Source organism: Saccharothrix carnea, from assembly GCF_003014735.1.
In the GTDB taxonomy this organism is placed as follows: Bacteria; Actinomycetota; Actinomycetes; order Mycobacteriales; family Pseudonocardiaceae; genus Actinosynnema; species Actinosynnema carneum.
Genome location: NZ_PYAX01000004.1, coordinates 244,839 through 268,365, shown reverse-complemented (window position 1 = coordinate 268,365; position 23,527 = coordinate 244,839). Strand labels below are relative to the sequence as shown.

The 23,527-nt window shown below is 70.9% G+C and carries 19 protein-coding genes; 10 read left to right on the top strand and 9 right to left on the bottom strand.

Annotated features, from left to right (window positions below):
* Positions 1-3: 3 nt before the first annotated feature.
* The 4 genes from B0I31_RS12920 to B0I31_RS12905 all read right to left on the bottom strand — a co-directional run bounded on the left by B0I31_RS12920 (position 4) and on the right by B0I31_RS12905 (position 5,238).
* On the bottom strand, positions 4-813 hold the full coding sequence (locus B0I31_RS12920) for a carbohydrate ABC transporter permease (RefSeq protein WP_106615920.1): 810 nt from the start codon (positions 811-813) through the stop codon (positions 4-6).
* A gap of 62 nt (positions 814-875) precedes the next feature.
* On the bottom strand, positions 876-1,805 hold the full coding sequence (locus tag B0I31_RS12915; protein WP_181320137.1) for a carbohydrate ABC transporter permease: 930 nt from the start codon (positions 1,803-1,805) through the stop codon (positions 876-878).
* A 105-nt stretch (positions 1,806-1,910) separates the two neighbouring features.
* The gene (locus B0I31_RS12910; RefSeq protein WP_245949852.1) at positions 1,911-3,197 is read right to left on the bottom strand and encodes a BNR repeat-containing protein; all 1,287 of its coding nucleotides are present in this window, start codon (positions 3,195-3,197) and stop codon (positions 1,911-1,913) included.
* Positions 3,198-3,267: 70 nt separating this feature from the next.
* Positions 3,268-5,238 carry an RICIN domain-containing protein gene (locus tag B0I31_RS12905; protein WP_245949851.1) on the bottom strand — a complete coding sequence of 657 codons (1,971 nt, stop codon included), beginning with the start codon at positions 5,236-5,238 and terminating at the stop codon, positions 3,268-3,270.
* Between the two features lie 240 nt (positions 5,239-5,478).
* Between B0I31_RS12905 and B0I31_RS12900 the strand changes: the two genes are divergently transcribed.
* Positions 5,479-6,438 carry a sugar kinase gene (locus B0I31_RS12900; RefSeq protein WP_425444360.1) on the top strand — a complete coding sequence of 320 codons (960 nt, stop codon included), beginning with the start codon at positions 5,479-5,481 and terminating at the stop codon, positions 6,436-6,438.
* A 695-nt stretch (positions 6,439-7,133) separates the two neighbouring features.
* Here the strand turns inward: B0I31_RS12900 and B0I31_RS12895 are convergent.
* Complete coding sequence (locus tag B0I31_RS12895) at positions 7,134-8,237, bottom strand: LacI family DNA-binding transcriptional regulator (protein ID WP_245949850.1); 1,104 nt, start codon at positions 8,235-8,237, stop codon at positions 7,134-7,136.
* Between the two features lie 134 nt (positions 8,238-8,371).
* Between B0I31_RS12895 and kduI the strand changes: the two genes are divergently transcribed.
* Together kduI and B0I31_RS12885 are read left to right on the top strand one after the other, a co-directional pair.
* Positions 8,372-9,202: a 5-dehydro-4-deoxy-D-glucuronate isomerase gene (kduI, locus tag B0I31_RS12890; RefSeq protein WP_106615600.1), complete on the top strand. Its 831-nt coding sequence runs from the start codon at positions 8,372-8,374 to the stop codon at positions 9,200-9,202.
* Positions 9,199-9,969: an SDR family oxidoreductase gene (locus B0I31_RS12885; protein ID WP_106615599.1), complete on the top strand. Its 771-nt coding sequence runs from the start codon at positions 9,199-9,201 to the stop codon at positions 9,967-9,969. Before kduI ends, B0I31_RS12885 begins: the two co-directional genes overlap by 4 nt.
* A gap of 6 nt (positions 9,970-9,975) precedes the next feature.
* Here the strand turns inward: B0I31_RS12885 and B0I31_RS12880 are convergent, their stop codons facing one another.
* A complete protein-coding gene (locus B0I31_RS12880) occupies positions 9,976-11,076 on the bottom strand; it encodes a substrate-binding domain-containing protein (RefSeq protein ID WP_245949849.1) in 1,101 nt (366 codons plus the stop codon).
* Positions 11,077-11,328: 252 nt separating this feature from the next.
* Here B0I31_RS12880 and B0I31_RS12875 point away from each other — a divergent pair, with 252 nt between their 5' ends.
* The 6 genes from B0I31_RS12875 (at position 11,329) to B0I31_RS12850 (ending at position 18,404) form a co-directional block, all read left to right on the top strand.
* On the top strand, positions 11,329-13,257 hold the full coding sequence (locus B0I31_RS12875) for a DUF2264 domain-containing protein (RefSeq protein WP_106615598.1): 1,929 nt from the start codon (positions 11,329-11,331) through the stop codon (positions 13,255-13,257).
* A gap of 59 nt (positions 13,258-13,316) precedes the next feature.
* Positions 13,317-14,621: an ABC transporter substrate-binding protein gene (locus tag B0I31_RS12870; protein WP_106615597.1), complete on the top strand. Its 1,305-nt coding sequence runs from the start codon at positions 13,317-13,319 to the stop codon at positions 14,619-14,621.
* Positions 14,622-14,772: 151 nt separating this feature from the next.
* Complete coding sequence (locus tag B0I31_RS12865; RefSeq protein WP_245949848.1) at positions 14,773-15,612, top strand: carbohydrate ABC transporter permease; 840 nt, start codon at positions 14,773-14,775, stop codon at positions 15,610-15,612.
* Positions 15,612-16,514 (top strand): carbohydrate ABC transporter permease, encoded by a 903-nt coding sequence (locus tag B0I31_RS12860; RefSeq protein ID WP_106615595.1) that lies wholly within the window; start codon positions 15,612-15,614, stop codon positions 16,512-16,514. The genes B0I31_RS12865 and B0I31_RS12860 overlap by 1 nt, the downstream gene beginning before the upstream one ends.
* A gap of 5 nt (positions 16,515-16,519) precedes the next feature.
* Complete coding sequence (locus B0I31_RS12855; protein WP_106615594.1) at positions 16,520-17,179, top strand: hypothetical protein; 660 nt, start codon at positions 16,520-16,522, stop codon at positions 17,177-17,179.
* A 40-nt stretch (positions 17,180-17,219) separates the two neighbouring features.
* Positions 17,220-18,404, top strand: a complete 1,185-nt coding sequence (locus B0I31_RS12850; RefSeq protein ID WP_106615593.1) for a glycoside hydrolase family 88 protein — start codon at positions 17,220-17,222, stop codon at positions 18,402-18,404.
* A gap of 47 nt (positions 18,405-18,451) precedes the next feature.
* On the opposite strand, the gene B0I31_RS12845 is transcribed toward B0I31_RS12850, so the two are convergent.
* The 3 genes from B0I31_RS12845 to B0I31_RS12835 form a co-directional block, all read right to left on the bottom strand.
* Complete coding sequence (locus tag B0I31_RS12845) at positions 18,452-19,903, bottom strand: glycoside hydrolase family 43 protein (RefSeq protein WP_106615592.1); 1,452 nt, start codon at positions 19,901-19,903, stop codon at positions 18,452-18,454.
* A gap of 16 nt (positions 19,904-19,919) precedes the next feature.
* Positions 19,920-21,317 (bottom strand): family 43 glycosylhydrolase, encoded by a 1,398-nt coding sequence (locus B0I31_RS12840; protein WP_106615591.1) that lies wholly within the window; start codon positions 21,315-21,317, stop codon positions 19,920-19,922.
* 119 nt (positions 21,318-21,436) lie between these two features.
* Positions 21,437-22,066 (bottom strand): VOC family protein, encoded by a 630-nt coding sequence (locus tag B0I31_RS12835; RefSeq protein WP_106615590.1) that lies wholly within the window; start codon positions 22,064-22,066, stop codon positions 21,437-21,439.
* 76 nt (positions 22,067-22,142) lie between these two features.
* On the opposite strand from B0I31_RS12835, the gene B0I31_RS12830 reads away from it, so the two are divergent.
* Positions 22,143-23,378 (top strand): MFS transporter, encoded by a 1,236-nt coding sequence (locus tag B0I31_RS12830; RefSeq protein WP_181320136.1) that lies wholly within the window; start codon positions 22,143-22,145, stop codon positions 23,376-23,378.
* Positions 23,379-23,527 lie beyond the last annotated feature (149 nt).

The window sequence follows — 23,527 nt, the reverse complement described above, 5'->3', positions numbered from 1 at the left end:
GAGTTACTGCTTGACGCTGCCCGCGGTCAGGCCCGACTGCCAGAACCGCTGGAGCAGCAGGAACGCGACGACGAGCGGAACGATCGTGATCACCGCGCCGGTGATCACCAGGTGGTAGATCGGCTGGGCGCCGACGCCGGAGGCCTGCGCGCTCCACTGGTTCAGCCCCACGGTGAGCGGGTACCAGTCGGGTTCGCTGAGCATGATCAGCGGCAGGAAGTAGTTGTTCCAGGTGGACACCACCGCGAACAGCGCGACCGTCACCACACCGGGCAGCAGCAGCCGCAGCGTGACCGTGAAGAAGATCCGCAGCTCCCCGGCGCCGTCGATGCGGGCGGCCTCCAACAAGTCGTCCGGCACCGCCTCCACGGCGTAGGTCCACACCAGGTACAGGCCGAACGGGCTGACCAGCGACGGGATGATGATCGCCCACGGCGTGTTGGTCAGCCCGAGGTTGCTGAACATCAGGAACGTGGGCACCGCCAACGCCGTGCCCGGGATCGCGATCGCGCCCAACAACACCGCGAACACCGCCCGCCTGCCCCGGAACCGGTACTTGGCCAGCCCGTAGCCCGCCGCCGTCGCCAACACCGTCGCACCACCCGCACCGAGCACGACGTACAGCAGCGTGTTGCCCAACCAGCGCAGGAAGATCCCGCCGTCGTGGGTGAACGTCTCGGCGATGTTGTCGAACAGCGCGAACGTGCCGCCCAACGCCAGCCCCGACGTCGACAGCAGGTCCTGCTGGGTCTTGGTCGCACTGATCAGCAACCACGCCAACGGCACCAGCGTGTAGAGCAGGTACACCGCCATCACCGCGGTCAACACCCGGGACTTGCGCGGCCTGAGCGGGGAACGGGTCGTCGCCACGATGCTCACACCCCCTTCCGGGAACCGCGCAGCTGCACGACGTAGGCGATGACCGCGGTGATCACGCCCATGACGATCGCCACCGTGGCCGAGTAGTTGTACTGCTGACCGCTGAACGACAGGTTGTAGGCGTACATGTTCGGCGTGTAGAACGTGCTGATCGCGTTGGGCGCCAACGCCCGCAGGATGTTCGGCTCGTTGAACAGCTGGAAGCTGCCGATGATCGAGAAGATCGTCGCGATCACCAGCGCACCCCGGATCGCGGGCAGCTTCACGCTCACGATCGTCCGCAACGTCCCCGCCCCGTCGATCGCCGCCGCCTCGTACAGGTCGTGCGGGACGACCTTCAGCGCCGAGTACAGGATCAACATGTTGTAGCCGACGAACTCCCACGTCACGACGTTGCCGATCGACACAAGCACCCAGTCGCCGGACAACGGCTCCACCACCTTGCGCCCCAACAACTCGTTGAGATCCGCCGCGAGACCGAACGTGTCGCCGTAGATGAACCCCCACATCAACGTCGCCACCACCGCCGGCACCGCGTACGGCAGGAAGATCACGATCCGGAACAACCCCGCCGCGTGCAGCCGTGCGCTGTCGATCGCCAACGCCGCCACCAACGCCGACCCCAACATCACCGGCACCTGCACGACCAGGAACAACAACACCCGGAAGAACGACTCCCAGAACTTCGCGTCCCCCAACACCGCCGCGTAGTTGTCCAGCCCGACGAACTCCGTGCCACCGAAGAACACCTGCTCGCGGAACAGGCTCAACCACAGCGCGTAGGCGATCGGCGCCAGGAACACCAACGCGAACACCACCAGGAACGGCGCGACGAACAACCAACCCCGGCGGTCCACGCGCGAACGGCGGGCAGTGCGTGCCGGCGGTGCCGGCGCTGACCTGACCGGCGCCGAGATGGACGTCATCGTCACTCCTGTCGACCACGGCGAAGATGTTTACGCAAACATCGAGCTCGGTCATGTTTACGCAAACATCCACCGTGCGCAAGCCCTCGGCCGGTAACTCTCCCGTCACGGGAGCCGGAAGTCCGCCACCCGGATCGGCGAGGGCGTGGTGCCCGTCGAGGCCTGCTGGTACTGCACGGACAGGACGCCGTCGACCGCTACGCGCTTGGTGTCGACGTTGACCTCGCCGAACGCGTTGAGCGACGTCGGGGTGAACACGGTCGTCCAGTCGGTCCACCCGCTCGCCCGGCTCGCCGCCACGATCCGGCCGCGCGGCATCACCAGGTAGGCGTTGTCGGCGCGGTCGAAGGCCAGTTTCGTGCGTTGGGTGCTGTGTGGCGGGACGGGCACTTCGCGCTTGGTCCACGTGTCGCCCGAGCGGGTGAGGTGGAAAGTGCGGGCGTACTGGGTCCGTTGTCGTGCGTAGTCCGAGACGACGGGCACGAACCGCTCCGGCACGTAGCTGATCACCACGTGCGGCGTGCCGGTGGAGTCCACGGCCTGCGCCTCCTGGTTCATCAGGCCACGGTCAGGGCTCAGGTGGTCGATGACGACACCGGGGGACGAGACGCTCACCGCCGGCCCGCCGGTCGTGCCCACGACGGTGCCCGCGTCGTTGCGCCACGTCCGGCCCCGGTCGTCGCTGTAGACGTACCCGGTGTCGTGGTTGGCCAGGCCGCCGGGACCACCGGACAGCACGCCGCTGTCGCCCTCGCGCCACGTGAACGCGGCGTGCAAGCGCCCGCGCCCGTCGTAGTCCAGGCCGTGCAGGTACATGTTGCGCGTGCCGGACACGGCACCGTTCGGCGCGGTGTAGTCGCCGGAGGCGGAACTCCACGCACCCAACCGCGTCCACGTGCCGTCGCGGTACTCGGCCAGCTCGTTGACGCCGTTGCCGGAGCGGCCCGTGCGGTAGCTGAGTTGGAGCACGCCTTCCGGCGTCACGACGAACTGCGGGTACGTGATGTCGCCCAGCTCGACGCCGTCGAGGGTCCGCTGCACCTCGCCGAACGCCGAGGAGTCCCACCGCGGCCCCAGGACCGACTTCACGTAGAAGACGCGGTTGTCGTGCGTGTCCATCGCGACGTGCAGCGTGGCGTCCTCCGGCGAGATGCCGAGCGAGATCACGTTGTGCGAGTCGTCCACGCTCAACCGGTGCGGCAGCACGACCCGCTCCCACTCGCCGCCGAGCCGCCTGCGCGCCACGACGGCGTTGCGGCTGCCGGTGTACCAGGTCGCGTACTGGTGCCCGGCGTGGGTCAGGATCGCGTCGCGCTGGAACGAATTGTTGTTGACCACGCCGTCGTAGGACACGAAGTACAGCGCGGCGGGGTCCAGGAGGGTGTCGGACACCGAGGTCACGGAGGGCGTGGTCGCTCGCCCGATGTCCGACACCATCGTCAATCCCGTCGTTGATCCGTCATCACGCCGTGCGGTCCACGACCGCCCACCGCTGGTTCGACCCGGAGTTGGGCACGTACACGCCCACTCGCGCACCCACGCCGGTCGCCTGGCCCACCACGTCGAACAGCCGACCGGTGGCGGCGTTGACGAAGGTGTAGGTGCCGTCACCCGTGGTCGACATGATCCACTGGGCCGCCGGGTCGGTCTCCGCGGCCGTTTCCAGCACCAGGTTGCCGCCGCGCTCCGCCACCCGCTTGCCGTTGGCCGCGTTGCGCACCGTGTACCGCTCCCGGTTGCCGGTGCCCTCCGTCACCTGGTCCACGTGCCACCGCGCCTCGGCTTGGTCGACGGTGCCGAGGACCACGGAGTTCGCGTCGGCGGAGGGCACCAGGGCCTTGCCGCTCTGCACGCCGGTCAACGAGTAGACGTGACCCGGCCGCACGAGCGCCGCGTCCGCCGCCACGCCACTCACGCCGTCCACCACGAACGTGGTCACCGACTTGGCGGGCACGGTGAACGTGGCCGAACGGCTCCCGGCGAGGCGGATCGCCTTGCCCCGCACCAGAGCGCCGTTGACGTCGGTGACCACCGGGGTCACGGACGCGTTGGCGGCGAACGTGCCGAAGCGGGACAGGTCCAGCGTCACCGCGCGTTGCTCGTCGGTCTTGTTGAGGTGGACGACCGAGGCGGAGTCGCCGGCTGCGGACACCGCGGCAAGGCTGGACGTGTCGTCCACCCGCACGACCCGGTCACCCGGCCGCACGAAGTGGGTGAAGTTGCGGATCGTGTGGAACTTGGTGTTCGTGCGGATCGGGCACGTCACGGGCGTGGCGTCCGCCGGGCAGTCGAACGGCACCTGGATCGCGCCCCAGTTCTTGCCCGCCGCGGCCTGCGGGTTGTAGTCCTCGAGCGCCTGCCACAGCAGCCACGCGGACGGTTCCAGCTCACGCATGTCGTCGACGATCCGCTCGGCGATGCCCAGCCCCGGCTCCATGCTGGTGAAGCTCTGGCCGGTGCCCCAGGTGCCGTCGACCTCGCTCATCCACAGCGGCTTGTCCGCGCCCTTGGCGATGTCGCGGGCGGAGGTGCGGTGGCCCGTGCCGTAGGTGTGCACGTTGAGCTGGTCGACGGCGGCCTTCGCCTCTGGGCCGTAGGCGTTCCAGTTGGTGCGGAAGAGGGTGGGGCTCGTTTCGTCCATTGCGGACAGTCGGGCGTCCAGTGTCGAGGCGTCCAGTGTTCGCCGCAGGGCCAGGACCACGCTCTGCTGGAGGGCCGGACCGGCGTGGGCGCCTTCCTGCCGACCGCCGGTGGGTTGGCCGTCTGGACCGAGCTGCGTGCCCCAGTACGGGGTGTTCGGCTCGTTGAGCGGGTCGATCGTGTCGAACCGGATGCCGTGGGTTCGTTCGAGGTGCTCGGAGACCTCGACCAGGTAGGTGGCGAAGTCGTCCACCCGGTCGGCGCGGATCTGGTCGGCCGAGGGGTCGAACCCGCCGGAGACGTAACCGCTGACGGTCTGGAACCACGGCGGGGAGTTGCTGAACGCCTCCCAGTGGGTCACGTTGCCCTTGATCCGGTCGATCCACCAGCGCTGGTCGGCGTCGGCGTCGAGGTTCCAGTGGTCCGGGTTGGCCGGATCCCACCAGTCCACGTCCTCGCGGGTGGTGCCGTCCGGGGCGCGCCAGAAGCCCGGCATGGTCGCGCCGGCTTTCATGTAGTCGTCGCGCACGTCGGGCGCGTTGCCGCCGCCGATGTTGTAGCGGGCGATGTTGAGGCGCAGGCCGTCGTGGCCGTAGAGGAGGTTCGCGAGGCGGTTGCGGATGGCGTCGGGGTAGCCGCCGGTGGCGTTGGCGAACCAGACCAGGCTCGTGCCCCAGCCCTCGAACGCGGGCTGCTGGTAGGACGGGTCGGGTCGCACGGTCACCGATGCTGTGGCGTGCACGTCCTGCGCACCCGCCGTCTCCGGGTAGGTGACCGCCAGACCCAGAAGCACCGCCGCCGTCAGCCCTACCGCCCCGCGTCGGGGCTTCGTGGTCCTTGCCTTGGCGGTCGCTTCGATCGCTCCGGTCGTTGGTCGAGGACTCATCGTCGTCGATCTCCTCTTCGGCGTTCGGACCTGCCTGGAAACGGGAGCCGGTTGCGAGTCTGAGCATCTGCGATCGTTTGAGTCGGGTCAAGCACTATTTTTTCGTTTACGATCGTTTCGCTCGGATCCGACGCCGAAGGAGTCGAAGTGGTCGCGGTGCTGTGCGTGGGCGAGACCATGGCCGTGTTCACCCCGGCGGAAGCCGGGCCTCCCGAGGAGGTGCGGACGTGGGTGCGCGGCACTGGCGGCGCGGAGTCGAACGTGGCCTGCGCGTTGGCCGCGCTCGGCGTGCCCGTTGGTTGGGTGAGCGCGGTGGGCGACGACCCGTTCGGACGAGCCGTCGTAGCGTCCGTGGCGGAGGCCGGGGTCGACGTGTCACACGTCCTGGTCGACCCGACCCGCCCCACCGGCCTCTACGTCAAGGAGGCGGGCAAGTCGGGCAGCGCCATGCGGTACTACCGCGCGGGCTCGGCCGCGTCCGCACTCGGCCCGGACGTGCTCGACCGACTCGACCTGGACGCCGTGTCGTACGTGCACGTCACCGGCATCACCGCCGCGCTTTCGCCGTCGTGCCTCGCGCTCGTGCACGCCCTGCTGGACCACCCGGGCGTCACGACGTCGTTCGACGTCAACTGGCGCCCGGCTTTGTGGTGCTCGACCGGCCCGGAGGTCTTGCGCTCGCTGGCGGCCAAGGCGGACATCGTCCTGGTCGGCGACGACGAGGCCGCCGCACTGTGGGGCACGTCCACTCCGGCCGCCGTGCGCGAACTGCTGCCCGAGCCCCGCACGCTGGTCGTGAAGCAGGGCGCGACCGGCGCGTCCGTGCTGATCGCGGACGCCCCACCGGTGTTCGAACCCGCGCTCGCCGTGGACGTCGTGGAACCGGTCGGCGCGGGCGACGCCTTCGCCGCCGGCTTCCTCGCCGCCCACCGCTCCGCCGAACCCCCGGCCCGCTGCCTGCGCTCCGGCCACCTGGCCGCCGCCGGCGCCTTGTGCACCCTGTCCGACGTGGCCGTGCCCCTCCCACCTGCCGACGTGACCCGCTTGCTCGCCGCCGACCCAGCCACCTGGGCCGCCGCGCGGGTCAGCGCGGCGGGCGTGCGGTGACTCCCGGACGGCCAGTCACCCCGGTCCGTGCGGCGGCAGTCCCGTCGATCTTGCCGCGTGCACGCCGCCGGACGGTGTGAGTGCGGCGCTGCCCGGCACCCAGGCCGTTGCGTGAGTCAGCGTGGCTGGAATCCGGCAGGTCCAGCGCTGCTGGGTCGCTGCGGATGCCGGGCCGGCAGGTCCACCGCTGCTCGCGTCCAGCGCGGGTGTAGACCGGGCCGCCGTCGCGTGCGGGGTCAGCGCGGGCGCGGATCAGGCAGGCCGTCGTCGCCGTGGGCAGCGCGGGTGCAGGTCGAGCGGGCCGTCATCCCGTGGGCAGCGCGGGTGCAGGTCGAGCGGGCCGCCGTTGATGCGGGCCGGCGCGGGTTTTCGGTCAGGTTGGCCGCCGCTGGGTCGGGCCGCGCGCGTGGGTGCTGCACTGACCAGGCGGCTGCCGGACTGCCGGGTCCGCCGGACGGGCCGGCTGCGGGCGTCGGGGTCGGTCTGGCGGGTCCATCGGATGGGCGGGGCCGCCGGGTGGGCCGCTGTGTGGGGCCGGTGTGGCGTGGGTCTCGTGGGTGGTCGGGTGGGGGTGTGGTTGGCGAGGGCTCCTCATGGTTTTAACCGAGGATTGGGAACAGTGTTTCCGTACATTTTTGGTCGTTGATCACCCGAAGGTGTGACGGAGGTGGTCGAGGGGTTGGTGATTGGCGAGGTCAAAGTAGTGCGGTTGGTGTGTGGGCGCTCGTTGAGGCGCGTTCGCGTAGTTCCGAGCTCAGCACGACTCGGCGGACAGGGCGGTCGGGAGGGTCGGTCAGGCGGTCAAGGGCCAGTTGGACGGCGGTGCTGCCGACGGCGTACTTGGGTGGCCTCATGGCGGTCAGTGGTGGGTGGGCGAATCTGGCGACCTCGTCGTCGTAGGCCACGACGGAGAGGTCGGCGGGCACGTGGATGCCGCGTTCCTCGGCGCGTTGCACCAGAGACACGGCCTCCCGGTCGGAGTGCACCACCAGTGCAGTGGCGTGGTGGACGGCGCACAGGTCCAGCACGCGGTCGACGTCGACGGCCCAGTCGGGTTCGTAGTAGGCCGCGACCTGGGCCTCGGGAGCGGGGCGGAGGCCCAGGTCGGTCATGGCGTGGTGCCAACCCTCGCGTACCTGGCCGGACGTCGGGCTCGTCGCGCTGACCGCCAGTCCGATTCCGCGATGACCCTGGGCGTGCAGGTGGCGGACGGCGAGTTCCGCGCCCGCGGCGTGGTCGGTGCGCACCGATTCGACGTGCTGGCGGTAAGGACCGGACACGGCGGAACGTTCGACCAGCACCACCGGCACCGGCAGGGCGGTCAGCCACGCGATCAGCTCCTCCGCCCCGGCACCCCGGGTCGGCGGCGCGACGAGCAGCGCGTCGACCGCACCACTGCCGATCATCCACTCCACCTGGTGCCGCACGTCGTCCACCTGGTACGACGCCCCGCGCAGCACGAGCCGGGCGCACCTCTCGTGCGCACTGTCCTGCGCACCCCGGATCACCTCGGGCCAGTAGTAGTCCAGCGACGGCACGACCATCCCGATCGCGGGCGCGGAGTCGGTGCCGGCGGACGGGTCGGGCGCCTCGGCGACGAGCCGGACACCTCCGTGCACGCGTTCCACCAGACCCTCGGCGGCCAGGTCGTTCACGTCCCGCCGCACGGTGACCGGGGTGACGCCCATGATCCGGGCGATGTCGGTGATCCGCACGACGCCCCGGCCCGCCAAGTGCTCCAGCAGCCACTGCCGTCGAGCGGCGGGCAGCATCGTGCCCTTGGCCTCCGGTTTGTCCATGACCGCCTGCTCGCCTCGCCCTGCTGATCGAAACTGATCGTAACACGCAAACTGTACCGTCTTGCCCTCGCTTTGTGTCTGAGATTGACTGTTTCTGACTCTTCGAGTGATGAAACGAAGGAAGGCGACGCAACGTGGAGCAGCGCTACGCGACCGCGCCACCGCAGGTGCCGTCCATGACCACGGACGACCTGCGGCGGAACTACCTGGTCGAAGACCTGTTCGCCGACGACGAGGTGCGCGCGGTCTACAGCCACCACGACCGGGTCGTGCTGGTGGGCGCCCTCCCGCGCACCGGCCCGGTGACCCTGCCGGCGTTCCCGGAGCTGAAGGCCGAGCGGTTCTTCGACCGCCGCGAAGCGGGCATCGTCAACGTCGGAGGACCGGGCACGGTGACGGTCGACGGCACCGAGCACCGGCTCGCCCCGACCGCCTGCCTCTACATCGGACGGGGCGCCGAAGACGTCACCTTCGCCTCCGACGACAGCGGAACCCCCGCGGCCTTCTACCTGTTCTCCGCCCCCGCCCACACCACCTACCCGACCGTGCTGGTGGAACCGGACGCGGGCACGGTGCGCGAGCTGGGCGACCCCCTGACCTCGAACCGCCGCACGCTGACCCAGTACATCCACGAGAACGGCGTCCGCAGCTGCCAGGTCGTGATGGGCGTGACCACGCTGCACCCCGGCAGCATGTGGAACACCATGCCCGCGCACACCCACGAGCGCCGCATGGAGGTCTACCTCTACTTCGGCCTGCCCGAGGACGCCCGCGTGGTGCACCTGATGGGCGAGCCCACCGAGACCCGGCACCTGGTCGTCGCCGACCGCCAGGCGGTGATCTCGCCACCCTGGTCCGTGCACAGCGGCGTCGGCACCGCCGCGTACAGCTTCGTGTGGGCGATGGCGGGGGAGAACCAGGCGTTCGACGACATGGACCCGCACCCCGCGGCGGCGCTGCGATGACGCCCGAGGTCACCCGCCTGTTCGACCTGTCCGGCCGGACCGCCGCCGTCACGGGCGCCAGTCGCGGCATCGGGCTCGCCGTGGCACGGCTGCTGGCCGCCGCGGGCGCCGACGTCGTGGGCATCAGCGGCTCGATGCCCGAGGGCGACAGCCCGGCGCGGGCCGCCGTCGAGGCCGAGGGACGGGCGTTCACCCCGGTCCGCACCGACCTCGCCGACGCCGACCAGGTGACGGAGTTGGGCGCGCTGCTCGCCGACCGCCAAGTGGACATCCTGGTCAACAACGGCGGCACGATCCGCCGCGCGCCCGCCGCCGAGCACAGCGACGCCGACTTCGACCACGTGCTGAACGTCAACCTGCGCGCCACCTGGACGCTGTCGCGCGACGTCGGCCGCGCGATGCTGGCCCGCGGCTCGGGCCGAATCGTCAACATCGCGTCGATGCTGAGCTTCCAGGGCGGCATCACCGTGCCCGGCTACACCGCCTCGAAGTCCGCCGTAGCGGGCCTGACCAAGGCACTGGCCAACGAGTGGGCGCCGCGCGGCGTCAACGTCAACGCCGTCGCACCCGGCTACGTCAGCACGGACAACACCGACGCCCTGCGCGCCGACCCGGACCGCAACCGGTCCATCCTGGACCGCATCCCGGCGGGCCGCTGGGCCGAACCGGAGGACATCGCGGGCGCGGTGCTGTTCCTGTGCTCCCGCGCGGCCGACTACGTCCACGGCGTCGTGCTGCCCGTCGACGGCGGCTGGCTGGCCCGGTGACCCCGGTCAGGGCGGCGGCACCGACGAGTGGCGCACGCGCAGGGACGGGGTGATCACCACCCGGTGCGCCGGCCGGTCCGGGTCGTGCAGCCGGGCGGCCAGCAACGACACCGCCGCCCTCCCGATCGAACGCCGGGCCGGGCGCACGGCGGTGAGCGCCGGGGTGAACAGCGCCGCCACCTCGTCGTCGTAGGCCACGACGGACAGCCCGGAGGGCACCTTGACGCCACGCTGCTCGGCACGCTGGACCAGGGCCATCGCCTCGGTGTCGGCGTGCACGAGCACCGCCGTGGTGCCGGTGGACGCCAACCCGTCCAGCACCTCGTCCAGCGCGGTGTCCCAGCCGGGCGCACCAGGTGCCGGGACGGCGGTGTCCACGGTGGACCGCGGGTCGAGGCCCGTCTCGGCGCACGCGTCCAGCCAGCCGCGGTGCACGTGCGGCGACGTCGGGCTGTTCTCGCTGGTCACCACCCCGACCTTGCGGTGGCCCAACGACACGAGGTGGTGCACGGCCATCGCCGCACCCAGGGCGTGGTCGGACACCACCGACTCCATCACGGCCTGGCGCGGGCCGACCGTCGCGACGCGCTCGACCAGCACGACCGGGGTGTCGATGGTGCTCAGCCACTCGATCGTGGCCGCCGCGGACGGCGCGGTCAGGCTCGGCGCGGCGATCAGCCCGCACACGTCGTCGTTGTCCAGCAGCCGCTCCAGCTGGGGCCGGTCGTCGGCGCTCTCGTACGACGACCCGCGCAGCCGGATCCGTAAGCCCTGTCCGGACGCCTCTTCCTCGGCGCCGCGGACCACCTCGGGCCAGTAGTAGTCCAGGGAGGGGACCAGCATGCCCGCGGCGCCCAAGTGCTCCGGCACGACCTCGAACGGCGGCACGCCGGGCGACAGGAGGTCGGCGGTGGGGAGCGTGGCCCCTCCGTGCACTCGGCGCAGCAGGCCCTCACCGTCGAGGTGGGCGATGTCGCGGCGCAGCGTCACGGCGGTGACGCCCATCTGCTCGCTGAGGTCGGAGATCCGGACCACGCCGTCGCGGTGCAGCGCTTCGAGGATCGACGCGCGCCTCTTGGCGGCCAGCGTGCGCGACTCTGAGTTCACGACGTGACCTGCCCCATGCGCGCTCTCGTCACCGCACGTCCTCCCATCGTTGATCGTGACCCCAATTATGTGGGCGGCGTGCCGTGGCACCTCACGGCGACAGGCCGGGCCGCTCGGGGAGCGGTGAGCGTGCTGTGAGTCTTGACACGATCACTCCTGCACGTATTTACTACTTAACAGTCAAAGCGAACAAAAACGAAAGCAACTGGGCACTGTTTGTTCGAACGCCTTCGACGGTGAAGGACGGGTCAGATGAGGGCAGCCACACGGACCGGGTGGTCCCGCGCCGACTGGGCGGGCACGGCCGACGCCATGCTGCGGTCGGTGCGCCCGTTCGCCTCGCCGAGGCACGCGCGGATCACGCTGCCGGGCCCGGTCGGCGGGTACGGCACCGAGGTGGACGGCCTGGAGGGCTTCGCCCGCACGTTCCTGCTCGCGGGCTTCCGCATCGCCGGTGAACGCGGAGCCGACCCGGACAACGTGGCCCAGTTCTACGCCGAGGGCATCGCGGCGGGCACCGACCCGACCTCGCCGGAGCGCTGGGTGCGTTTGGACGAGCACCCGCAGGCCAAGGTCGAAGCCGCCTCGCTGGCGCTGGCCCTCGACCTGACCCGCCCGTGGCTGTGGGACCGGCTCGACCCGGCCGTCCAGGACCGGGTCGTCGCCTACCTCGCGCCCGCGGTGGGCGACCCGACCTACCCGCGCATCAACTGGGTGTGGTTCCGGCTGGTCGTGCAGGCGTTCCTGCGGTCGGTCGGCGGTCCCTGGTCGGCAGACGACGTGGCCGAGGACCTCGCCACCCACGACGGCTTCCTGCGCGAGGACGGCTGGATGGCGGACGGCCACGAGCGGGCGTTCGACCACTACGTCGGCTGGGCGCTGCACGTCTACCCGCTGCTGTGGTCGCGGATGCCGGGCGCGGCGGGCTTCGCGGAGGCCCGCCGCGAACGGGACACGGCGTTGCTGGACCGCTACCTGCTCGACGCCGTGCACCTGGTCGGCGCGGACGGCTCACCGCTGGTGCAGGGCCGCAGCCTGACCTACCGGTTCGCCGCCGCGGCGCCGTTCTGGGCCGGTGTCCTGGCCGAGGTCCCGTCCACGCCGCCCGGGGTCCTGCGCCGTGCCGCGACCGGCGTGGTGCGCCACTTCGTGGACCGCGGTGCGTTGGACGAGCGGGGTCTGCTGTCGCTCGGGTGGCACGGCCGGTGGCCCGCGATCAAGCAGGCGTACTCGGGCCCCGGCTCGCCGTACTGGGCGGTGAAGGGCATGCTCGGGCTGACCCTGCCCGCGGACCACCCCGTGTGGACGGCGGACGAGCTGCCGCTGCCGGTCGAGCGAGGCGACTACGTGCGCGCGGTCAGGGCGCCGGGCTGGTTGGTCGGCGGCACGGCCGCGGACGGCGTGGTGCGGGTCGTCAACCACGGCACCGACCACGCGGTCACCGGTGACACCAAGGGCGACTCCCCGCTCTACGCGCGCTACGGCTACTCAACCGCCACCAGCCCCTTGCTGGACCACGACAGCTGGGCGAACCCGCACGACCAAGCCGTCGTGCTGGTCGACGCCGAAGGTCGGACGTCCCACCGGTCAGGCATGGACGTCGGCGTCACCGAAGTGGTCGACGTCGACGGCGTCACCGTGGGCCTCGGGTTCTCGTCCGGTCCCGTGCGGTGGCTGGAGCCCGACGAGGCGCAACAGCACCACGGCTCGGGCTGGACGGGCCGCCACCACGACGCCGGGACCGTCGCGGTGCACTCGCTGGTGCGCGGTCCGTGGGAGGTCCGCCTGGTCCGGGTGGACGCCGTCACCGAGGACCACCCGCCCACGGCTCTGAGGCTGTGCGGGTGGGCCGTCGCGGGCGCCGACGTCGTCCCCACCGAAGGACCGTGCGTCCAAGCAGACGACGGCACGCGGTCGAAGCTCACCGTCCTCTTGGGACAGACCACCGGCTCGGGTGTGTCCCGGCACGAGGACGCCGGCCCGCTGGGACCGGTCGCCGCGGTCCCGTGGGCGCAGTTGTCCGTCGTACCCGGCGAGTGGTCCGCCGCCCTGCTGGAACTGGCCCGTGACACCGCGGCCCGGTCCGCCGAGCCCGAGGTCCGGCTCGACCTCGACGGGCCGACGACCTGGGTCACCACCCGGTGGCCCGACGGCGCGCGGACCCGCGTCGCGCTGTCCTGACCGGCGGGCCCGCCCGCACCCCCCGTCCTCCCCGTGGCTCGACCAGGAAGTGAAGGACCATGCGACACCGCCATCCCCGGTGGACCGCCATCGCGGCCGCCGTCACCGCCCTCACGCTCACCGCCACCGCCTGCGGCGCCGACGAACCCGCCGACAGCGGCGGCCCGGTCACCCTGACGATGAGCGCCTGGAGCCTGAAGACCACGCCCGAGTTCCAGAAGCTCGCCGAGGCGTTCCAGGCGCAAAACCCGGAGGTGAAGGTCGAGTTCAAGGAGTACGACGCCGCCAACTACGACACCCAGCTGACCGCGGACCTGGCCGCCGGCAGCGCGCCCGACCTGTACGTGCTGAAGAACCTCAAGAACTTCATCACCTACCAGAGCGGCGAGCAGCTGCTGGACGTCTCCGACGTCGCCGGCGGGCTCGGGAACGACGTCAACGGCCTCGGCAACTACAAAGTGGACGGTGTGACCTACGCCGTGCCGTACCGCCAGGACTCCTGGTACCTCTACTACAACAAGGACCTCTTCACCGCGGCGGGCGTGACGCCGCCCAGCGAGACGTGGACCTGGGCGGAGTACGAGAAGGCTTCGGCCGACCTGACGGCGGCCCTGAAGGCCGCCGGTTCCCCGGCCAAGGCCGCCTACCAGCACACCTGGCAGTCCACCGTGCAGGGCCTGGCGCTGGCCCAGACCTCGGGCGCCGACCTCGGCAGCGGCGACTACGGCTACCTCGCGCCCTACTACAAGCGCGCGCTGGAGCAGCAGAAGGCCGGTGCGCAGGTCGACTACGGCACGGCCACCACGAACACCCTCCAGTACCAGGCCCAGTTCGGCACCCAGCAAGCGGCCATGATGCTCATGGGCAGCTGGTACGTCGCCACCCTCATCGCGCAGCAGAAGAAGGGCGACGCGCAGGCGTTCCAGTGGGGCTTCGCCCCGGCGCCGCAGACCGACGCGGGCGCCAAGGACAAGCCGGTCACGTTCGGCGACCCCACCGGCATCGGCATCAACGCGGCCATCGACGAGGGCAAGGTCGCCGCCGCCAAGAAGTTCCTGACCTTCGCCGCCGGCGAGGGCGCCGCCACCGCGCTGGCGTCCATCGGCATCACGCCCGCGACGCTCACCGAACCCGTGGTCAAGGCGTACTTCGGGGTCGAGGGCGTGCCGGGTGACGAGCTGTCGAAGTTCGCCTTCACCACGCACGACACCCGCGCGGAGAACCCCGTCTCGCCGCAGACCGCCGCGTTGCAGAACATCCTGCAGGAGACCCACTCGGCGATCATGTCGGAGAGCACGCCGGTGGACGACGCCCTGCGCCAAGCGGGCGAACGGGCGCGCAGCGAGGTCCTGGAATCCAAGTGACGACCCGGCGCGGGCCCGGCCGCCGGGCCCGCGCCATCCACCAACGCAGGAGCACACAGAGCCGATGAGCACCACGACGGCCGGCGGTCCGCCACGCACCGGGGCGGGTCGCACGAAGCGGGGGCACCGAGCACTCCGGTCACTGCAGGGCGTGTCGTTCGTCCTGCCGAACTTCCTCGGCTTCGGCCTGCTCACCCTGGGCCCGGTCGTCGCGCTGTTCTACATCTCCTTCACCAACTGGAACGTCTTCGGCACCGCCAAGTGGATCGGGCTGGACAACTTCACCCGCCTGCTCAAGGACGCGAGCTTCCACACCGCGCTGCTCAACACCCTGTACTACTCGGCGTTCCACATCCCGCTCACGCTCGCCGTGTCGCTCGGCCTGGCCCTGCTGCTCAACCGGAAGCTGCGCGGCGTGGCGTTCTTCCGCACCGCCGCGTTCTTCCCCTACATCACCTCGATCGTGGCGATCGCCATCGCGTGGAACCTGCTGTTCAGCCGCGACGCCGGACCGGTCAACCAGGTCCTGGGCCTGTTCGGGGTGGACGACCCGCCCGGCTGGACCGCCTCGTCGGACTGGGCCATGCCCGCCGTCATCATCGTCGGCGTCTGGCGCGAGATGGGCTACTACATGCTGCTGTTCCTGGCCGGGTTGCAGACCGTGCCACCGGAGCTGCACGAGGCCGCCCGCATCGACGGCGCGAGCGCCTGGCAGCGCTTCCGCAACGTCACCCTGCCGTGCCTGCGCCCCACCACGTTCTTCGTCACGGTCATGCTCACCATCGGCAGCTTCAAGGTCTTCGACCTGATCCTGGTGATGACCAACGGCGGCCCCGGCCAGTCCACCCTGGTGCTGTCCCAGTACATCTACCAGAAGGGCCTGGTGGAGAACCGGTTCGGCTACGCCTCCGCCATCTCCGTCGTGCTGTTCGCGCTCTGCATGGTGGTCACGGTCGTGCAGTTCGCCGTCAACCGCAGGAGGAACGCCTGATGGCCGCGCCGCACACGCTGACCGACCTCGTCACCCCCGGCCCGGTCGAACCCAGGCCCACCGACTCGCCCGAGCGCCGCCGCGGCCTGTCCCTCGGCAAGGTGCTGGGCTACGCCGTGCTCGTGGTGGCGGCGGTCGGGTTGCTGCTGCCGTTCTTCTGGATGGTCTCGTCGTCGTTGAAGACCAACAGCGGCGTCTTCTCGATCCCGGTGACCTGGTTCCCCGACTCGCCGCAGTGGGGCAACTACGCCGAGATCTGGCGCATCTCGGACATGCTGGTGTGGCTGAAGAACACCGTGTTCCTGTCGGTGGTCGTCACCGTGCTCCAGCTGTTCACCGGCAGCTTCGCCGCCTACGGGTTCGCCAAGACCCGCTTCCCCGGCCGCAACCTGCTCTTCCTGCTCTACATCGGCACGATCGCGGTGCCGTGGCAGGCCTACATGATCCCGCAGTTCATCATGATGTCCGAGGCCGGCCTGACCAACACGCCGTGGGCCATCATCGCGTTGCAGGCGTTCGGCGCCTTCGGGGTGTTCCTGATGCGCCAGTACTACGCCACCATCCCCGACGAGCTGTGCGAAGCCGCCCGGGTCGACGGCCTGAGCGAGTACGGCATCTACTTCCGCATCATGCTGCCGCTGTCCGTGCCCGCCCTGGCCAGCCTGGCGCTGCTCACCTTCGTCACCACCTGGAACGACTACCTCGGGCCGCTGATCTACCTGCGCGACCCCGACCTGTGGACGATCCAGCTCGGGCTCAAGTCGTTCGTCAGCGAGTACAACGCCGAGCACGCCCTGATCATGACCGGCTCGGTGCTGTCCGTGCTGCCCATCGCGGTGGTGTTCCTGCTCGGCCAGAAGTACTTCGTCCAGGGCATCGCCACCAGCGGGATGAAGGGCTGACGACGGTGAAGTACGAGACCTACTCGCGGGTGTTCGCCACCGCCTACGCCCTGCTGGCCACCAGCGTGCTGGTCGCCGCCGCGAGCGCGCCGTTCCTGGCCGTGCTGCTGTTCACCCCGGTCGCCTCCTCCTGGCCGCTGCTGGTGCCGACCGCGCCGTTCCTGGGTCCTGCCGTCGCCGCCGCCCACGCCGTGTTCGGCTCCGGGACGTCCGACGTCGTGCGGGGGTTCGCGCGGGGGTGGTGGTCGCACGGTCGCCGGGCGGCGGTGGTCGCCGGTGTGGCGTCGGGCGTGCTGGTCGTGCTGGCCGTCGACGTCCGCGCGGCCTGGGGGAGCCCGGTCGGGGCGGTCGCCATCCCGGTGCTGGCCGTGCTCGCCCTGCTCACCGTCGTGACCGCGTTGGTGACGCTCACGGCCGTGGTCGAACGGCCGGATGTGCCCGTTCAGCGGCTCGCCCGTGCCTGCCTGTTCCTGGCGCTGCGCCGCGCGCACTTCAGCGTGGTGTCGCTCGCGGTGCTGTGGGTGTTCGCCGCGGCGGTGGGAGCGCTGCCCGTGCCCGCGCTCGGGCTGCTCACCGGCCCGGCCCTGTACGTCGTGTGGGTGGGCAACCGCGCGACCTTGCGAGGAGTCCGCGCCGTCGAGGAGCCAGAGCTCGCGGCGCGTTGAGCCGAGATCGCCGTTCCGTCACCCGTCCTGAGGGAGAACCATGTCCGCGGAAGCAGACCGCGCCGCACCGACCACCGACCACCTGGCCGTGGCCTGGGACGCCGCCGTGGCGACCGTTCGCGGCAACATCGCCGACTTCACCGCCTGGTACCCGGACGACACCACCACCGGTGGTGCCTACCGGCCGCGCAGCGCCCGCGACGGGCAACCGGAAGGCGCCAACGTCGGCTGGACCACCGGCTTCTGGCCGGGGATGCTGTGGCTGGCCTGGGAGGGCACCGGCGACGACGCCGTGCTGCGCGCCGCGCGCCACCAGGTCGACAGCTTCGCCGACCGCGTCACGCGAGGCGTCGACCTGGACACCCACGACCTCGGCTTCCTCTACACCCTGTCGTGCGTGACGCCGTGGCGGCTGGTCGGCGACGAGCGGGCCCGTGACGCCGCGCTGGCCGCCGCCGACCACCTGATGGTCCGGTTCCTGGAACCGGCGGGCATCCTGCAGGCCTGGGGCGACCTGACCGACCCGGTCCAGCGCGGCCGCACGATCATCGACAGCCTGATGAACGTGCCGCTGCTGTACTGGGCGGCCGGGACGACCGGCGCGCGGGCGTACCGCGACGCCGCCATCCGCCACACCGAGCAGCTGCGACGGCACATCCTCCGCCCGGACGGCACCACGTTCCACACCTTCTACTGGGACGTCGACACCGGCGAACCGCTGCGCGGCGCGACCGAGCAGGGCCACCAGGACGGCTCCTGCTGGGCACGCGGGCAGGCGTGGGGCATGTACGGCTTCGCCCTGGGCTACCGGCACGTGCGCGAACCGTCGTTCCTCGACGCGGCCCGCCGCTGCGCCGACTACTTCCTCACCCGCCTGCCTGCCGACCGGGTCGCGTACTGGGACCTGGTGTTCACCGACGGCAGCGGGCAGGAACGCGACTCCTCGGCCGCCGCCATCGCCGTGTGCGGCCTGTACGAGATCGCCGACCACGTGGACGACCAGGACGTGGCCCTGCGCTACCGCACCGAGGCCGACGCCATCCTGACCAGCCTGGCCACCACCTACTCCACCGCGCACGACACCACGTCCACCTCGCTGCTGCGGCACGGGGTCTACGACATGCCCAAGAACGTCGGCGTGGACGAGGGGAACCTGTGGGGCGACTACTTCTACCTGGAAGCCCTGAGCCGCCGGCTGCGCGCCGACTGGCGCAGCTACTGGTGAGCTGACGGGGGTGGGCGCCCGCGCCCGAGCGCCCACCCCCTGCCGGTTCAGCCGGTCAGCCGGAACGTGGCGTCCGCGCGGCCCGTCGCGTCGGTGATCGGGTCGAGCCGGAGCTGGTAGGCGTAGTGCCGGAGGTACCGGTCGGTGTGGTTGTACGACTGGAACGACGACCACGACGAGTTGGCGAGGCCCGCGACCTGGCGGAACGTCGCGTCGGCCCGGAACGTCGCGGAACCGTCGTCGGCGGCGAGGACGAAGTCGTAGTTGCTGTGCCGCAGGTAGTAGCCGGGGTAGTTGACCGACTGGAACGACACGGTGCCGGTGCCCGCGAGACCGGGCATGACGCGGAACTGCGCGTCCTGCGCCGGGCTGACGTTCGGGTCGATGCGCACGTCGAAGTCGGCGTGGCGCACGTAGCGGTCCTGGAAGTTGTAGGACTGGATCCGGTTGACCGGGGTGGAGGTGCCCCACTTGGCCAGCACGCGGCTCTCCTCGGCGGCGGTGAGGTTGAGGATCGAGCCGTGCCGCTTGCGGGTGCTGCCCAGCGCGTAGTCGGTGCGGGTGGTGAAGTTGCGGGTGCTGCCGAGGTTGGTCGACGTGATCGGCATGTAGCCGCGGCCGGTGGCGTACTGGTCCAGCCACAGGGCCCACTCGGTGCGGCCGTTGAACTGCATCCACATCGGACCCTCGACCACGTTGCCGCCGCCGGTGCCGTTGGAGATGCCCATGTGCGACAGGTTGCCGATGGTGGTCCACGAGCCGAGGACGGAGTTGCTGCCCTCGACGGTGATGTGGCCGTCCGCGGAGGCCCGGTAGTAGCGGTAGCCGCCCACACCGCTCGGCGACTCGATGATCTGGGTGTCGATGATGCCCTGACCCTGGCCGCGGTCGATGTAGAGCACCGGCGAGGTGACCGAGCGGAAGTCACGCGTGCGCACGTAGTAGATCCGGTGCTTCTTCACGCCGTTCAGCGTCGCGTTCGTCGCCCAGTAGACGACGTAGTCACCGGACGACGGGTCGTAGATCGCCTCCGGCGCCCAGGCGTTGCCCGCGCCTGAGATCGCGCCCGCGACGTTGAGCAGGCGCGGTGCCGACCAGGTGACCAGGTCGGTGGACTCCCAGACGACCAGCGACTTGCTGCCGTTGTTCGCCGCGTCGGACCACGAGGTGCCGTTCGCGATGCGCAGGTCGGTGGCGATGATCCAGTACCGGTCGCCCGCGGGGGAGCGGACCAGCGCCGGGTCGCGCACACCGCGCGTACCCACGGTGGACAGCAGCACGGGCGCGCCGTTGTTCAGGTCGGTCCAGCGCAGGCCGTCACGGCTGTGCGCGAGGTAGATCTGCTCGCCGGTGGAGTGCTCGCCGGTGAAGTGCGCCATCAGGTAGCCGGTGAACGGGTCGAGCGCCTCGGCCCGCCGCTCGGTCGCCACCGACCACGACGTGAACATCAGGACCACGGCGGCGACCAGCGCGCCGACCCTCGTCAGGACTCGTGACACGGGTGATCTCCTTTGATCACGGGGTGGGGACGATCGGGGCGATGGTGCCGTCGGCGTTGAAGGTCAGGCGGTCGACGGTCACCTCCCGGTTGGTGCCGTTGCCGGCCGGCACGGCGAAGCGGTGGTAGGCGACGTGCCAGGTGTCGCCGGTGGGCGCCTTGACCACGGAGTGGTGGCCGGGTCCCTTGATGCCGAGGTCCAGCCGCTTCTGGAGCACGACACCGCGCTTGGTCCACGGGCCGAGCGGCGAGGGGCCGGTGGCGTAGGCGACCCGGTAGTCCTCGTCCCGCGTGTCGTTCTCCGACCACATGAAGTAGTACGTGCCGTTGCGCTTGACCACGAACGACGCCTCGCGGTAGCCCGTGGGGGTGATGTCGCGGACCTTGGCGGGGTCGAACGAGGTCATGTCGGCGTTGAGCGGGACGACGTAGGCGGTGCCGTTGCCCCAGTACAGGTACGACCGGCCGTCGTCGTCGGTGAACACCATGGGGTCGATGGCCTGCCCCGAGTAGGTGCCCGCCCGGATCAACGGCCTGCCGAGGGCGTCGCGGAACGGCCCTGTCGGCGAGTCGGACACCGCCACGCCCAGGTGCTTGGCCGTGTCACCGGACGCCGCACCACCGCTGAAGTACAGGTAGTAGCGGCCGTTCTTGGCGACCACGGCCGGTGCCCACGCCGAGTTGTCCGCCCACGAGACGTCCGGCCCGTGGTCCAGGATCACGCCGTGGTCGGTCCAGTTCACCAGATCGGTCGAGGAGAACGCCTTGTAGTACGGCGACGCCCACCCGGCATACCCGTCCGTGGTGGGGTAGAGGTAGTAGCGGCCGTTGAAGTTGGTGATGTGCGGGTCGGCGAACAGCCCCGGGATCACCGGCCCCTTGGTGGTCTTCGGCGTCCACGGCGCGGTGAGCCGGAACGAGCTGTCGGCGCGGAACTGCGCGGTGTCCTGGTAGGGGTCGAGCCACAGCTCGTAGTCGCGGTGCCGCAGCCGCCGGTCCGGGAGGTTGAACGAGGCCAGCGACACCGAGCCGGTGACCGAACCGGCGACGGCGCAGAACGTCGCGTCGGCGCGGAACTGCGCCGTGCCCGCGTTCGCCTCCAGGTGCACCCGGTAGTCCCGGTGCCGCAGGAACTGCCCGTTGGCCGCCTGGAACGAGTAGCACGCCGGCGAGGCCAAGCCGTTGACCACCGTGAAGGTGGCGTCCTGCTTGGCCTGCGCCGTGCTGCCGGACGTCACGGGGTCGAGCCGGCCCAGGTGGTCGAGGTGCCGGACGAACCGGCCGGGGAAGTTGACCGATTCCAGCGACCTCGCCCCGGTCGGCACCGTGGCGGCCGCCGCCGACGACACCGGCAGGGCGAGGGTCGAGGCGATGACGAGCAGCGCGAGCCCGAGCGGGCCGGTCCGGCGTGGCATCGAGGAGCTCCGATCTGCGGTGGTCGGCGCTTCGTGAGCGTTAACACAGAGGCGGCAGGGCGACTCCAGAGTGCACGTTCGCAGCGAGTATGGGTGATGTGTGCGTTAACATCAAGAGTTCACTTGGCGGTGAGTCCCGACCGCACGGCCTCCCACGCGAAGCCGTCCGGGTCGGTGAACGTGCCGGCGTCGGCGCGGATGGTGATCCGGTGCGATCCGGCGCCCGCCGGCGGGACGCCCGCGTTCTTGGCCAGGGCGCGGCGCCGGTACAGGCCGAGCTTGACCGGACCCGTCCCGGCGTCGAACTCGGCGTACACGCGGGCGAAGCTCTTGCTCACCACCAGGCCCTGCTCGACGTAGAACTTCTTGCTCGCGGCGATGTCCTCGACACCCAGCAGGAGCACGAGGCCGTCGATCTCGCGGGTGGCGGGCCCGGTGTCCTTCTTCGCCGAGGTCGCGATGGTCCAGATGGCACCGTCCGGCGCCTGCACCGCGCCGCCGTAGCCCCACAACGACTTGGCGGCGGGCTTGAGCACCGCGGCGCCCGCGTCGAGGGCGGAGGCGACGAAGCTGTCGACGGTGGACGGTTGCGCCACCGTGAGCGACAACGTGTAGCCGCGGAAGCCGGTGGAGGGCGCGTCCGAGGTGCGGAAGCCGACCTGGCCGTCGAGGCCGAAGGCGGCGGTGTAGAAGCGTTCGGCGGCCGCGGTGTCGGGCACGTCCAGGGTGACGGATTCGATGATTGCCATGGCCGCAACGCTAGGTGCGGGCACAGGACCGGCGCTTCTTGATTCCTGACCGGTCCGCGTGCGTATGTTGGGGTGCGTGCTGAGTGCGAGTGGGCTTTTGACGGACCGGAATTTCCGGCGCTTCTTCCTCGGTTACGCCACGTCGGTGATCGGGTCGTCGATGGCCCCGGTCGCCATGACGTTCGCGGTGCTGGACACCGGGGCGTCGGCGGGCGACCTGGGGCTGGTGTTCGCGTCGGGCGTGGTGTCGACGATGGTGTTCCTGGTCGGGGGCGGTGTGCTGGCCGACAGGGTGCCGCGCCGGCTGGTGATGGTGGGCGCGGACCTCGGGTGCGCCGCCGCGCAGTTCGTCTTCGCGGCGCTGGTGCTCACCGGCACGGCGGAGCTGTGGTCGATGATGCTGCTGGCGGCAGTCCGGGGCGGTGCGGCGGCGTTCTACCAGCCCGCCTTGGCCGCGATGCCGGCCGAGTTGGTGCCCGAGGACCGGCTCCAGCGGGCGAACTCGGTGCTGGGGCTGGCGAAGTCCATCCCGGACGTGGCCGGACCGGCTGTCGCGGGCGTGCTGGTGGCGCTGGGTGGTTCGGGCGTCGTGCTGGTGATCGACGGCGTGAGCTACCTGCTCAGCGCGGTGTTCCTGGCCGGTGTGCGGGTGCCGCCGCGCACGGGCGTGCCGCGCACCCGGCTGCTCGCCGACCTGCGCGAGGGCTGGACCGAGATCCGCACCCGCCGCTGGCTGTGGGCGAACGTGCTGCAGATGGCGTTGTGGAACCTGATGGTGATCGCGCCGTACCTGGTGCTGGCGCCCGTGGTCGCGCGCAACGACCTGGGCGGCGCGTGGGCGTGGGGGTCGATCGCCGCCGCGCAGGGCGCCGGTGCCGTCCTCGCCGGCGTGGTGCTGCTGCGCCTGCACGTCCGCCGCACGCTGGTGGTGATCGCGGTGGTCCAGTTGGTCTGGGTGGGCGTGCTGGTGCTGCTGGCCGCCCGCGCACCGCTGCCGTTGATCATGGTGGCCGCGTTCGCCGTGGGGTTCAGCCTCAGCACGTTCAACGCGCTGTGGCGCACCACCGAGCAGACCCTGGTGCCACGCGGGGCGCTGTCGCGGGTCGCCGCCTACGAGCTGCTCGGCGCGTACGCCCTCGGGCCGATCGGGCTCGCGCTGGCCGGCCCGGTGTCCGAGGCGGTGGGCATCGGCACGGTGCTCGTGGCCGCCGCCGGGTGGCAGGTGCTCGGCAGCGCGCTGCTCCTGTTCCTGCCCGAAGTGCGCTCGCTGCGGTTGGAACGTCCCGAGGTCAGTCGGTCGACCTCCTCTTGACACCCGCACGACACAGCTCCCACACTGGCTCGACCGCAGTGATGTTTGCGCAAACATCTCGTGCGGTCCTCGAGCCGGCCGACCGCCGCGGCCGGGTGCACCACCCGGAGTGCCAGCGCGCCGATCGGGCCCACGCCGGTCGCTGGTTC

Coding starts and splice junctions, on each gene's coding strand:
- B0I31_RS12885 (WP_106615599.1), top strand. CDS start 9,199: ATGACGCCCGAGGTCACCCGCCTGTTCGACCTGTCCGGCCGGACCGCC.
- B0I31_RS12840 (WP_106615591.1), bottom strand. CDS start 21,317: ATGCCACGCCGGACCGGCCCGCTCGGGCTCGCGCTGCTCGTCATCGCC.
- B0I31_RS12895 (WP_245949850.1), bottom strand. CDS start 8,237: ATGGACAAACCGGAGGCCAAGGGCACGATGCTGCCCGCCGCTCGACGG.
- B0I31_RS12920 (WP_106615920.1), bottom strand. CDS start 813: ATGGCGGTGTACCTGCTCTACACGCTGGTGCCGTTGGCGTGGTTGCTG.
- B0I31_RS12875 (WP_106615598.1), top strand. CDS start 11,329: ATGAGGGCAGCCACACGGACCGGGTGGTCCCGCGCCGACTGGGCGGGC.
- B0I31_RS12915 (WP_181320137.1), bottom strand. CDS start 1,805: ATGACGTCCATCTCGGCGCCGGTCAGGTCAGCGCCGGCACCGCCGGCA.
- B0I31_RS12870 (WP_106615597.1), top strand. CDS start 13,317: ATGCGACACCGCCATCCCCGGTGGACCGCCATCGCGGCCGCCGTCACC.
- B0I31_RS12850 (WP_106615593.1), top strand. CDS start 17,220: ATGTCCGCGGAAGCAGACCGCGCCGCACCGACCACCGACCACCTGGCC.
- B0I31_RS12835 (WP_106615590.1), bottom strand. CDS start 22,066: ATGGCAATCATCGAATCCGTCACCCTGGACGTGCCCGACACCGCGGCC.
- B0I31_RS12860 (WP_106615595.1), top strand. CDS start 15,612: ATGGCCGCGCCGCACACGCTGACCGACCTCGTCACCCCCGGCCCGGTC.